Source organism: Butyricicoccus sp. (assembly GCF_977037065.1).
The window spans coordinates 88,220-101,129 of sequence record NZ_CDRQNY010000004.1 but is presented as its reverse complement, the minus strand read 5'-3'; the positions used below and the strand labels follow the sequence as shown (position 1 = coordinate 101,129).

Here is a 12,910-nt window from a genome sequence, read left to right as displayed (position 1 = left end):
GATCGGTTAGATTAGGGCGCACACATTAGTGCGCCCCTACGGAACGTGTGCCGTTTACCGGCTATACCTAATGGAATACGCAAACCTATACCCACCCTGTGGATAAAAGAAAAAAGCCTGCACACGCAGGCTTTTTCTTATACCACAATGGCTCTCGGCGGCACCGGCGAGGAAAACACGATCTGTGTTTCGGTCTTGCCGAATTTTTGCAGACGTCCGATAAAGCCGTCCAGCTCCTGCGTCGAGGCGAACGACACTTTGATCAGCATGGAGTAGTTGCCGGTCACGCAGTTGCACTCGAGCACATTCGAGCACGCAGCAATGAACGGATAAAATTCCTCTTTCTGGGTGGGCTGCATATCCAGATGAATGTACGCGAGAATGTGATGGCCAAGCTGCAGCGGGTCCAGATCGAGCGTATACGCACGAATAACGCCCTGTTTTTCCAGCCGCTCAATACGCGCGGAAACTGCAGGGGAGGAAAGGCGAACCTCACCTGCAAGGGCCTTGATGGGGGTGCGGGCATTCTTCTGCAGCAGCCGCAAGAGCTTCAGATCAATTTCGTCCATGGGGCAAATAGCCCTCCTTATCCTAAAAATAAAAACAGGAGTCCGACCCGCCTTCGCGGGACGAACTCCTTTGTTCACTGTTTATTATAAAGCACGACCGGGTTGTTGTCAAATAAAATAAGGCTTCGAACAAAAGTTTTTATACATCCGAGTCGGTGATAGGCTTGAACACGATCCACTGGTTATCAATCAGCACCTCGATATGGTCGTCTATGCGCTGATAGCCGTAGCCCGTGCCGAAGTTGGACTGGCCGTTCTCGGTGGGCGCGTCCGTGCCGTTCGCCGTCTGCGAGGTGATCTCGCCGTCCATGTTGCCGCAGCGGCCATCGACCGTGCTGACCTCACCGGTAGACTGATACAGCGTGTTATCCACCATCACCATCATGGGTGCATCTGCGACCGGTTTCTGCTCGGTGGTATCCGGCAGGGCAGCTGCGTCATCCGTGCTTTGGCTGCCGATTTCGGCTTCCGCGGTTTTCGGCTCGGCATTGCCGCAGCCGGTCAGCAGCAGCGCCAGAAGTGCAAGAAGCATTGCTAAAGTACGTTTTGTCATAAAAAAACACCGCCTTTCGTAACTCTGATAGTATAGACGAAAGACGGCGTAAAAAGTTCCGTATAAAATTATTTTTTCTTTTTCGGTTTTGCCCAGCCGGATTTTTTACCCTGATTCGGTTTGCTCTGAGCCGGACGTGAAGTCGGTCGTTTGCTGTTCGGTGCACTGTGCTTGCCGTTATTAGGCGCAGAATGACGGCGGTCGTTATTCTGCTGTCTGCCGCCGTTGGACACGCCGTGGCGGCTGACGCTGTGCTGCTTGCTGCCCGGCATACGCTGGTCGCTGCCTCTGCCCGGACGAATGAGACATTCTCTGCCAAAGCCGATGAGATCCTCACGGTGCGCCTTTTTGAGCGCGGCAATGACGATCGGGCGCTTGTCCGGTCGGCGCCACTGCAGCAGCGCACGCTGCATGGCCTTGTCCTCGGGCGTTTTTGCCACGAAAACCGGCTTCATGGTGCGCGGATCAATCTCGGTGTAGTACATCGCGGTGGACAGCGTACCCGGCGTGGGATAAAAATCCTGCACCTGCTCGGGCATGTAGCCGACGCGGTTGAGGTACTGCGCGAGCATGATGGCGTCATCAAGCGTTGCACCCGGATGCGAGCTCATCAGATAGGGCACAAGATACTGCTTGCGGCCCAGCTTTTCGTTGATGCGGGCATACCGCTCGCGGAACTGCTCGTACACCTTGAAGGACGGCTTGCCCATGTAGTACAGGGCGTTGTCGCTCATGTGCTCCGGCGCGACCTTCAGCTGACCGGAGATGTGGTGCTCGACCAGTTCGCGGAAGAACGCATCGTTCTTCTCGGCCATCATGTAGTCGTAGCGCAGACCGGAGCGGACGAACACCTTCTTGACACCCTCGATGCGGCGCAGCTCACGCAGCAGTTCGAGGTAATCCGTGTGGTCTGCTTCGATGTTCTGGCAGGTGGTTGGGAACAGACAGCGCTTGTCCTTGCAGCAGCCGTATTTCTCCTGCTTTTTGCAGGCCGGAAAGCGGAAATTCGCGGTCGGGCCGCCGACATCGTGGATGTATCCCTTGAATCCGGGCATTTGGGTAATCTTTTTTGCTTCCTCGATCACGCTCTCGTGGCTGCGCACCTGAATGTAGCGTCCCTGATGGAACGCGAGCGCGCAGAAGTTGCACGCGCCGAAACAGCCGCGGTTGTGGATGATGGAGAACTGTACCTCCTGAATGGCAGGTACGCCGCCGAGCGCCTCATACGACGGATGATAGTTACGCATGTACGGCAGCGCGTAAACATGGTCCATCTCCTCTGTGGTCAGCGGCTTTGCGGGCGGATTCTGCACAAGGATGCGCTTGCCGTGCCGCTGGAGAATCGCCTTGCCGCGCACGGCATCCTGTTCGTCGTACTGGATTTTGACCGAACGGGCGTAGTCCGGCTTGCTGGCGCAGACATCCTCGTACGAGGGGCATTCGACCGCATCATACTCCAGATCGTCCGTATCATGCACCATATAGGCCGTGCCGCGGACACCCTTGCACGCGTCTGCGCCCTTTTTGCCGTGCTTGAGGTTGTTTGCCAGCTCAACGACCGAGTGCTCGCTCATGCCGAACATCACGCCGTCCGCGCCGGTGGATTCCAGAATGGACGGCATAACGCGGTCAGCCCAGTAATCGTAGTGCGCAAATCGGCGCAGACTGGCCTCAATGCCGCCGAGATAGACCGGCGTTTCCGGGAAGGCGCGCCGCGCAAGCATGGAATAGACGGTTACCGCACGGTCCGGGCGCTTGCCGCCCACACCGCCCGGCGTGTATGCATCGTCCGAACGGCGCTTTTTCGCCGAGGTGTAGTGCGCGACCATCGAGTCGATGTTGCCGCCGTTGATGAGCACCGCGTAGCGCGGACGGCCCATCTCGAGGAAGTCGTGCTCATCGCGGAAGTCCGGCTGACTGAGGATAGCGACCTTGTAGCCGGCATCCTCCAGCACGCGCGAAATGATCGCCGTGCCGAACGACGGATGATCAACGTACGCATCGCCGGTGACGATGAGAAAATCGCAGTAATACCATCCGCGGTCGGTCATATCTTGTTTGGAAATAGGGAGAAAACCGTTCATATATACCTCTTTGGCTTTACAAGGTGAAAATTATAGGTTGCAATAAAAATACGGGTAATCCGGCAAAAGATGTTGAAGACGGTTGACCATACTCCCTGAAGGGAGGTGGTATTGTGGATCAGATTCTGCAGATTATTACATTGATCATTCTGCTTGAAATCGTTAAAACCATAAAAAAATAACCGTCCTCGGCCAAAGGTAACGGTTATTTTTTCAACAAAATAATTGAACCCAGGTCAACCGTCTTCTGCCGGATTGCCCTTTTCTATCTATAAGTATAGCAAATCTGCGGTAAAAGTCAAGCCGAAGAGAACGGAAATGTTTTGCAAAATAAAAAATAACCGCCCTCGCCAAAGGTAACGGTTATTTTTTTCGCAAATAAGGTATACGGTTATTCTGCAAAAGCTCAGTTATCCAGATAGAACTGAACCAGCTCCTGCATGAGTTCGTCGCGGTCGATCTTGCAGATCAGGCTGCGGGCATTGTTGTGGTTGGTTATGTAAGTCGGGTCCTCAGAGAGAAGATAGCCGACGATCTGGTTGATCGGGTTGTAGCCTTTCTCCTTGAGCGCGTCATACACAGTGGTAAGCGTGCGCTTCATCTCCTTGTTGGACTCGTCTACCAGACTGAATTTTCTCGTTCCGTCAAGCATATTTGGTTCTCCTTTCCGATCCTACCTGTCGGTGTTTATCGTTACTTAAAGCATAATACAAAAAGCGGAAAAAGTAAAGCCTTATCCGCGTAAAACTCGCATGAAAACTTTTTCCGCCTGTGGCATACACTGTATGGCGATGGAAAAGGAGACGGTGTTTTACGAGCTGTAATTTTCCAGCAGCCGCGCCAGCTCCTCTGCATTATCGAGTGTAATGCCGTCCGCAAGCGCTTGCTGCTCAGCGGATGGCAGCGTGCGCGTGTCGATGCCTGTGCGCAGGACCGAGCCGTCGCTCTGCCGGATAACAAGCCGGTCGTTTTCACTCTGCACCGTATAGGTAATCGATGCGCTCGCCGGAACGGCCGGCGAAGCCAGAAGCGCACGTCCGGCCAGCACCAGACTGATCATTGCCGCAAGACACGCCAGCGCGGCGAACTGTGTGCGCCGCCGCGCCTGCTGCATAGCAAGCAGATAAAAACCCTGCATCATAGTCAAAACTCCTTCACTCAGTGGGACTTGCTTTGAGTATTCCCACAAAAATACGGTCTATTCTAAAAGCAGCGTAAAAAATGTTTGGAATTTGCAAAGTCCTGTGGTATAATGCTATCAGAGTGCCTATTACCTCGGCAGTAAGCTGCCGGAAGAAAATCGGCACAGGCAGCTATTGTACAATTCATTTAGCCTTATAAGACGGTAATACCGATGAATTTTACGGTATTGCCAATAATACACGGTGCTTCAAAAAACAAGACCGTGTGCGGGAACAAATAGGACGTGTTCTTCGTCTTACCCGAGAGGACCCTGCGGTGCATATCGTAGGGCAAGGAGGAAAACAAATTGGCAACTGGCAATCAAAAAGGAACGGGAATCGGACATCTGTTCTCCCGCATACTGATTACACTGGTATTGATCGGTGTGCTGTGCGGCTGCTTCTGCGGTATTGCGTTTGCGCTGTATGTGCACATCTATATCAATCCGTCCGCGCAGGAAACTGCGGTGGAGATCAGCAAGGGACTGGGTCTGAATCTGAATTCATTCATTTATGCTAAGGAATCGGATTCCGATGAATACAAGCTGTACGAAACCATCAAGGGCAAGGAAAACCGTGAATGGGTGGACAGCGACAAGATTCCGGATACCCTCAAGAACGCAGTCGTTGCAATCGAGGACGAGCGCTTTTACAAGCACCACGGTGTAGACTGGGTGCGCACGATCGGTGCGGTCAAGGGCTGGCTGCTCGGCGGTACGCAGTACGGCGGCTCGACGATAACGCAGCAGCTGATCAAAAACATCACGGCTGATAACGATTACTCGGTAAAGCGCAAGGTAAACGAGATTTTCCGCGCGTTTGCACTCGAGAAAGAGATTGACGACAAGGATCGTATTCTGGTCATGTACCTGAACACGATCTATCTGGGCTACAACAGCTACGGTGTGCAGACTGCGGCGATGCAGTACTTTGACAAGGATGTATCGCAGCTGGATCTGGCAGAATCCGCCGTGCTGGCAGGTCTTACCAACAACCCGTCGATTTACGACGTTTATAACCATCCCGAAAAGGTAAAGAAGCGTCAGGAGACCATCCTTGCACAGATGCTCGATCAGAAGATGATCTCGCAGGAGGAGTATGAGGCTGCCGTAGCAGAGGAGCTTAACTACCGCCCCTACGAGGAGTATCAGCAGGAGATCAAGTCCACCTACAGCTACTTCACCGATGAAGTTATCAAGGACGTGATCAACGACCTGATGACCGAAAAGGGATATTCCCGTCTGGTTGCGGAGAACATGGTTTACTCCGGCGGTCTGAACATCTATGCGACCATCGACACCAAGGTGCAGAATGCACTTGATGAGGTCTGGGCTAACGCAGATAATTTCCCGAACACCGAGAAGTACGGCGAAATCCCGCAGAGTGCCATGGTCATCACGGACAAGCAGGGCAATATCGTTGGTATTGCCGGCGGCCGCGGTGAAAAGACCAGCAGCCGCGGTTTCTCCTATGCGTCTGACGCACGCCGTCAGCCGGGTTCTTCGCTCAAGCCGCTCTCGGCTTACGGACCGGCGATGGATAACGGCATCGTCACGCCGGACAGCACGATTTATGATCGTGCGCTCATGGAGGATGAGGAAGGCAATCCGTGGCCGATGAACGACGGCAAATATCCGACCGGCCGTCAGCTGACCATTAAGGAGGGCATGACCCGTTCGCTCAATACGGTCTCTGCACAGCTTCTCAAAACGCTGACACCGCAGGTATCGTTTAACTTTTTGACCCAGCAGCTTGGCTTTAAGCTGGTAGACAGCCGCACCAACGAGGATGGTACCGTGCAGTCGGATATCGACCTTGCACCGTTGGCGCTTGGCGCACTGACGGACGGTGTTACCGTTCGTGAGATGGCGGGCGGTTTCTCGACCTTCATCAATGATGGCGTTTGCGGCGGTACCCGCACCTACACCAAGGTGACGGACAGCGAAGGCAACACCGTAATGGAGAATACACCCAACACGGATAAGGGCTTTACCAATGTCCGCACGGATTATTATATGCTCGACTGTCTGCAGAACGTTACCGCACACGGTACCGCCTACGGCATTCAGCTTGACGGTGTAGAAACCGGCGGCAAGACCGGTACCACCACCTCCAATACCGATATCTGGTTCTGCGGCATCACGCCAAAGTATTCCGGTGCGGTATGGGTAGGCTACGAGCATAACTACCGTCTGGACGGCCTGTACGGCCGCAATGCGGCGAATATCTGGCTGGCTGTTATGCAGAAGGTGCATGCAGGTGATTCCGGTCTGGTATTTGACTCGCATCCGCAGGATTTCGAGGAAGTCACCTACTGTATGGATACCGGTCTGCTGGCATCCGGCGCGTGCCGCGCTGCGGGACGTGCTGCAACCGGCCGATTCTGGAAGGGCAAGGTTCCGACCGAGACCTGCAGTCATCAGAATATCGAAAACAAGTATGATTTCGAGAACATGGGCGTAGATAATTATTACTACGATGATGAAGAAGATGACAGTGATTCGGACAGCAGCTCTTCGGATACCGACACCGGCAATGAGGATTCCGGTGACGGCGGATCGTATGACAGCGGCGACAGCGGCGATTCCGGTGACGACAGCGGAGACGGCGGTGACAGCGGAGACGATTCGGGAGACAGCAGCGATTCCGGTGGCGACAGCGGAGACAGCGGTGACAGCTCGGAGGATCCGGAAGCATAAAGCCGAATTGTTCGGCACAAACTGAAAACTGAAAATCGTTCAGCGCCGCACAAGGCCGCACAAGTCGGGGCGTTAGCGGTGCCTTGAACCCGCAATCCGCTTCAGCGGGGACTATGCGGGTAACAAGGAGCACACATGCGGCGAGGCAGCCACTCACAGGGCGATGAGGAACCGGTACTGCGCAACGGAGGACTGTGAACCATGTCAGGCGGGGAACCGAGCAGCATTAAGCAGAAACCATCGTGTGCCGCAGATCTGCCGATTCTGAGCCCGAAATGCGGAAAGGCAGCCGGGTGTGTGTATTCGAATTACCTGTGTGCGGTCTTGTGGGGCGCTGAACGAAAGACCTTATAGGGGACTTCAAAAGTCCCCTATATACAAAATACGGTTCCGTAGAAACCGTATTTTGATACCCGAACGACGTCACCCAAGGTGACTGGGTCGGGGTAACAAATCACCCGGCAAAGCTAGGCGATTTGTTGCATCGCGGAGCGATGCGGATTGCATGCCGCGTCGCAGACGCGGTCCGCTCCGGCGGGGCCAAAGGCTCGGTTTTCCATTCGGAAAACCTGCCTTGCAGTCAACCGCTGCAAGCAGCGGTTGGATGATTTAATGCGCGAACGTGGTTCGCGGAAGACGCTTTGAGGCGGGCTTACGCCCGCCTCTTTATTTTATTGAGGGGAGGATTTTCGTAATGTATCAGGCTTTATACCGCAAATGGCGGCCGCAGACGTTTGCGGATGTGATTGGGCAGCAGCATGTCACGGACACGCTGCGCGCGCAGCTGCAGTCCGGACGTTTGAGCCATGCATATCTGTTTACAGGCACGCGCGGCACCGGTAAGACCACCTGTGCGAAGATCCTCGCGCGCGCGGTCAACTGCGAGCATCCGGTGAACGGCGATCCGTGCAACGAGTGTGCGGCGTGCCGCGGCATTCTGGACGGCTCGGTGCTGGACGTGACCGAGATTGACGCGGCGTCCAACAACGGCGTGGACAACATCCGCGACCTGCGCGATGAGACGCGCTACACGCCTGCACAGGTCCGCAAGCGCGTGTTCATCATCGATGAGGTACACATGTTGTCCATCGGTGCGTTCAATGCGCTGCTCAAAACACTCGAGGAGCCGCCGGAGCACGTTCTGTTCATTCTGGCTACCACCGAGCTGCACAAGGTACCTGCGACCATTCTGTCGCGCTGTCAGCGGTTCGATTTCCGCCGGATCGGTGCGGAGGATATTGCCCGCCGGCTGTTGGATGTTGCGGCAGGTGAGGGCATTGAGCTGACCGAAGGTGCGGCACGCCTGATCGCCCGGCTGGCAGACGGCGCCATGCGAGACGCGCTTTCCATGCTCGACCGTGCGGCGGCAGCCGGTGCGGTGGACGAGAAAACCGTCACGGCGGCGCTTGGCGTCATGGGTCAGGACGATGGCATTCGCCTGGCCGAGCACCTGAAAACCGGTGATCTGGCGGCGGCGGTCGGTCTGCTGGACGAATATTACAATGCGGGCCGTGATCTGGCGTCTGTGTACGACCAGATGCTTGGTCTGATCCGCGATGCACTGCTGGTCAAGACCAGCAAGACCGACGTTTCCGCGCTCATTTCTCCCGCGTACAGCGTAAAGACGCTGCAGGCGCTGTGCGACGGTCTGGCGTCGTCCACGCTCATCGCGTGGAGCCGCATTATCAGCGATTCGCTCGACCACATGCGCACGGCAGCCAATCGCCGCGTTGAGGCTGAGCTGTGCGCGGTGCGGCTGTGCAGTCTGGGGGCTGACAATTACGACACACTCGGCGGGCGCGTAGAAGCGCTCGAGGAAAAGCTGAAGAACGGTGTTCCGGTGCAGATGGTGCCCGCAGCAGCCGCGCAGCAGGCAGGCGATGTGCCGCCTCCGCCGTGTGACGATGATGCACCGCCGCTTCCGGGTGACGAGGATGCGCCTGACTGGGTAAGCGAGGAGGAGTCGGCACCGGCACCGCCCAAGCCGGAACGGACGCTGTGGCAGCACTGGCAGCCGCTGCTCAAGGCGCTGACCAACAAAATCAACATCGGCGCGCACACCTGTATCAAGCTGAGCGCGAAAGGCGTGCTCGAGGACAACGCGCTCGTCATTCTCTGCGAGGACAAAATGACGGCTCTTCTCGCGGCAAAGGAGCCGACCATTTCGGTCATCCGGGAGCAGGCGGCTAAGCTGAACGGCGCACCCATCAAGGTCAAGGTGCGCGAAGCGGGCGAGGAGCTTGGTGTGAAAAAAAATATCGCAGTCGATGAACTGATCGACCGCGCTAAATCAATGGATATTCAAGTGAAACAGCTTTAAGGAGGACATTTATTATGGCAAAGGGTAAGGGTTTCGGCGGCTTCGGCGGCGGCATGAACATGCAGGCGATGATGAAGCAGGCACAGAAGATGCAGGAGAGCATGCTCAAGGCGCAGGAGGAGATCGCGCTGATGGAATCCACCGGCACGGCAGGCGGCGGCATGGTTACCGCGACTGTAACCGGCACTTCCACGCTCAAGAGCATTGAGATCAAGCCGGACGTTGTTGATCCGGACGATATCGACATGCTGCAGGATCTGGTCGTTGCAGCGGTCAACGAGGCGCTCAAGGCGGCTTCCGACAAGTCGCAGAGCCAGATGTCCGCGATTACGGGCGGCATTGGCGGCGGTCTGGGCGGTCTGCTGTAATGGAGCTTTTTGCACCGCCGGTCGAACGGCTGATCGAGGAGTTTGCAAAGCTCCCGGGCATTGGCCAGAAGACCGCACAGCGGCTGGCGTTTCATGTGCTCGACCTGCCGAAAGAGGATGCCGAGCGGTTTGCGGATGCCATCCGTGAAGCAAAAGCCAAGACGTTCACCTGCAAGCGCTGTCAGAATCTGACGGACAGTGAGATCTGTCCGATCTGCTCGGACAAGACGCGCAACCAGAAGGTGATCTGCGTGGTGGCAGAGCCGCGCGATGTAATCGCGTTCGAGCGCACGAAGGAGTACAAGGGTCTGTATCATGTGCTGCACGGCACGCTGTCTCCGATGGGGCACGTCGGACCGGACGACATCCGTATCCGCGAGCTGGTCAAGCGTGTGGCGGAGGAGGAGACCGAGGAGGTTATCCTCGCCACCAATCCGGACACCGAGGGCGAAGCCACGGCGATGTACATTTCGCGGCTGCTGCAGCCGTTCGGCATCAAGATTACGCGGCTGGCGTATGGTATTCCGGTTGGCGGGCATTTGGAGTTCGTCGATGAGGTGACGCTGACCCGTGCACTGGAGGGTCGAAAGGAGCTGTGATGGCTCCTTTGCAGCCTTGTGGGCGGTTCGGCTGAATCGAATCGGTGCAGCTGGTCCAGCTGGGTGGTCCAAAAGGATAGACACCAAGGTTTGCCCGTAGGCCACTAAACCTTGTTCCCGCGCCGTGCGCGGATTAAACGAGTACTATCCTCTTGGGACTCCAGTTTCCTGTTGTTTGTTAGCCTGACGCAATCAGAGACCGGCGACCGCTTCGAAAAGGGGAACGGCAGTCGACCCTTACACGTTGACGAGGGTCTCTTCTGCGTCTGACAGCGCGTGCCGCACGCAATGGTTAAGTGGGCGGCATAGCTGTGCCGCCCTCTGCGTAGACTTTCCGATATGTGTAGCAGTAAGTTGTCTGTGAACTGCGAATAGGCGGAGAAAGACACGCTGCGGTAGACCGACTGCCGTTCCCCTTTTTCGGAGCGGTCACAGATAGGAAAGCTGCGCTGGACTAACAAGTTAAGGGAAACGGGAGTTAAGAGGGTAGAAACCGTAGGTGTCTACCCTCTTGCCCCGATGCGGCGGGTGCCGCAGCTTTCGTTCTACCTTTGAAAAAGGTAAAAAAACAGGAACAGCCGAACTTTCGTCCGGCTGCTCCCGCAATAAAAGGTAGGATAGAGAGTAGAAAGCAAGAACATGTGGGGGGATCTTACGCTTTCCACGTCATTTATAATACTGGTGAATTGTGAACATTCTGTGTACATTCTACAACAATATTAGATTTTTGATAGATCGGGAGGAAAAAGTCTGTGGCAGACCTGAAAAAAGAAATTGAAAATCGGCGCACATTTGCAATCATTTCGCACCCTGACGCTGGTAAAACCACCATTACGGAGAAGTTTTTGCTCTACGGCGGAGCCATTCAGGAGGCCGGCATGGTCAAGGGCAAGAAAAACAGCCGTCATGCGGTTTCCGACTGGATGGAGATCGAGAAGCAGCGCGGTATTTCGGTAACGTCCTCGGTGCTGCAGTTCCGCTATGAGGGCAAGTGCATCAACATTCTGGATACCCCGGGTCATCAGGACTTTTCCGAGGATACCTACCGCACGCTGATGGCGGCTGACTCGGCGGTGATGGTCATTGACGCCTCCAAGGGCGTCGAGGCACAGACCCGCAAGCTGTTCAAGGTCTGCGCGATGCGCGGCGTGCCGATCTTCACCTTCATCAACAAGATGGACCGTGAGGCACGCGACCCGTACGAGCTGCTCGAGGACATCGAGAATGAGCTGGGCATCGGCACCTACGCTGTCAACTGGCCGATCGGCTCGGGCAAGCGCTTCAAGGGCGTGTACGACCGCATGGACGATGAGGTCATTGCCTTTGAGGGCGCGGACTTTCGTCACGAGGTCAAGGCACAGCGCCTGTCCATCGATGATCCCATCCTCGAGGGTCTGCTGCCCGAGGACCAGTACCAGACTTTGATCGACGACGTGGAGCTGCTCTCCGGTGCGGGCGATGAGTTCGACCTCAAGGCTGTCCACGAGGGCAAGCTGTCGCCGGTGTTCTTCGGTTCCGCGCTGACTAACTTCGGCGTTGAGCCGTTCCTGAAAAAGTTCCTGCAGATGACGCCGCCGCCGACCGCGCGTACCGCTGACATCGGTGTGATTGACCCGTTCGACCCGCATTTCTCCGCGTTTGTGTTCAAGATTCAGGCGAACATGAACAAGGCGCACCGCGACCGTGTTGCGTTCATGCGTATTTGCTCCGGCAAGTTTGAGCGCGGTCAGGACGTGCTGCACGTTCAGTCCGGCAAGAAGATGGTGCTTGCCGCACCGCAGCAGCTGATGGCACAGGACCGCTCCATCGTCGATGAGGCGTATGCGGGCGATATTATCGGTATTTTCGATCCGGGCGTGTTCTCCATCGGTGATACCGTGTGCGATCCCAAGCATAAGTGCGTGTTCTCCGGCATCCCGACGTTCGCACCCGAGCTGTTTGCCGTTGTCCGTCAGAAGGACACGCTCAAGCGCAAGCAGTTCGTCAAGGGTGTCGAGCAGATCGCACAGGAGGGCGCCATCCAGATCTTCCGTGAGCCGAATGCCGGTATGGAATCGGTCATCGTCGGCGTTGTCGGCGTGCTGCAGTTTGAGGTGCTCGAGTACCGTCTGAAGAACGAGTATAACGTTGAGATCATCCGCGAAAACCTGCCGTATGAGCACGTTCGCTGGGTTGAGAATGATGAGGAGGACTTCGATATTAAGAAGCTCCAGCTCACGAGCGACACCAAGATCGTCGAGGATCTCAAGGGCAATAGCCTGCTGCTGTTCACTTCGCCGTGGAATATCACCTACGCGACCGACCATAACGAGAATCTGCGTCTGGCAGACTTTTCCGAAAACGCATAAGCTAAAAGACCGCCTTACGGCGGTCTTTTTTTGCATAGAGCAGCCGGATGTGCAATGAGGGACACGGGCGGCTGTGCCGCCGTGTCCCGCACCCGCGAACGCAGTTCGCGGTAAAATACGCGGTATGCCCCGCAAACCGCACCCACAGGACAGCCGCCTGTTGGCGGTGAGTCCTTCGCGGGCGACAGC

The 12,910-nt window shown here is 56.0% G+C and carries 10 protein-coding genes and 1 other RNA gene; 6 read left to right on the top strand and 5 right to left on the bottom strand.

Annotation, left to right across the window (positions count from 1 at the left end; all coding sequences use genetic code 11):
- Positions 1-137 precede the first annotated feature (137 nt).
- The 5 genes from ACWVX6_RS02740 to ACWVX6_RS02720 all read right to left on the bottom strand — a co-directional run bounded on the left by ACWVX6_RS02740 (position 138) and on the right by ACWVX6_RS02720 (position 4,347).
- Entirely contained in the window at positions 138-569 is a 432-nt protein-coding gene (locus tag ACWVX6_RS02740) for an Lrp/AsnC family transcriptional regulator (protein ID WP_116704675.1), read from the bottom strand.
- Between the two features lie 139 nt (positions 570-708).
- Entirely contained in the window at positions 709-1,122 is a 414-nt protein-coding gene (locus tag ACWVX6_RS02735) for a hypothetical protein (protein ID WP_455152284.1), read from the bottom strand.
- A 68-nt stretch (positions 1,123-1,190) separates the two neighbouring features.
- Entirely contained in the window at positions 1,191-3,206 is a 2,016-nt protein-coding gene (locus ACWVX6_RS02730) for a YgiQ family radical SAM protein (RefSeq protein ID WP_455152283.1), read from the bottom strand.
- A 406-nt stretch (positions 3,207-3,612) separates the two neighbouring features.
- Positions 3,613-3,858, bottom strand: a complete 246-nt coding sequence (locus ACWVX6_RS02725) for an IreB family regulatory phosphoprotein (protein WP_110435230.1) — start codon at positions 3,856-3,858, stop codon at positions 3,613-3,615.
- A gap of 159 nt (positions 3,859-4,017) precedes the next feature.
- The gene (locus tag ACWVX6_RS02720) at positions 4,018-4,347 is read right to left on the bottom strand and encodes a BofC C-terminal domain-containing protein (RefSeq protein ID WP_118359727.1); all 330 of its coding nucleotides are present in this window, start codon (positions 4,345-4,347) and stop codon (positions 4,018-4,020) included.
- Between the two features lie 348 nt (positions 4,348-4,695).
- Here ACWVX6_RS02720 and ACWVX6_RS02715 point away from each other — a divergent pair, with 348 nt between their 5' ends.
- The 6 genes from ACWVX6_RS02715 (at position 4,696) to ACWVX6_RS02690 (ending at position 12,721) form a co-directional block, all read left to right on the top strand.
- Positions 4,696-7,086 carry a transglycosylase domain-containing protein gene (locus ACWVX6_RS02715; RefSeq protein ID WP_118761104.1) on the top strand — a complete coding sequence of 797 codons (2,391 nt, stop codon included), beginning with the start codon at positions 4,696-4,698 and terminating at the stop codon, positions 7,084-7,086.
- Between the two features lie 55 nt (positions 7,087-7,141).
- Positions 7,142-7,408, top strand: an RNA gene (ffs, locus tag ACWVX6_RS02710) — signal recognition particle sRNA large type.
- 372 nt (positions 7,409-7,780) lie between these two features.
- On the top strand, positions 7,781-9,406 hold the full coding sequence (gene dnaX / locus ACWVX6_RS02705; protein ID WP_455152282.1) for a DNA polymerase III subunit gamma/tau: 1,626 nt from the start codon (positions 7,781-7,783) through the stop codon (positions 9,404-9,406).
- A gap of 14 nt (positions 9,407-9,420) precedes the next feature.
- Positions 9,421-9,774 (top strand): YbaB/EbfC family nucleoid-associated protein, encoded by a 354-nt coding sequence (locus ACWVX6_RS02700; protein ID WP_118359721.1) that lies wholly within the window; start codon positions 9,421-9,423, stop codon positions 9,772-9,774.
- Positions 9,774-10,373: a recombination mediator RecR gene (recR, locus tag ACWVX6_RS02695; RefSeq protein WP_110435225.1), complete on the top strand. Its 600-nt coding sequence runs from the start codon at positions 9,774-9,776 to the stop codon at positions 10,371-10,373. The genes ACWVX6_RS02700 and recR overlap by 1 nt, the downstream gene beginning before the upstream one ends.
- Before the next feature lie 752 nt (positions 10,374-11,125).
- The gene (locus ACWVX6_RS02690) at positions 11,126-12,721 is read left to right on the top strand and encodes a peptide chain release factor 3 (protein ID WP_117491423.1); all 1,596 of its coding nucleotides are present in this window, start codon (positions 11,126-11,128) and stop codon (positions 12,719-12,721) included.
- Positions 12,722-12,910: the final 189 nt, after the last annotated feature.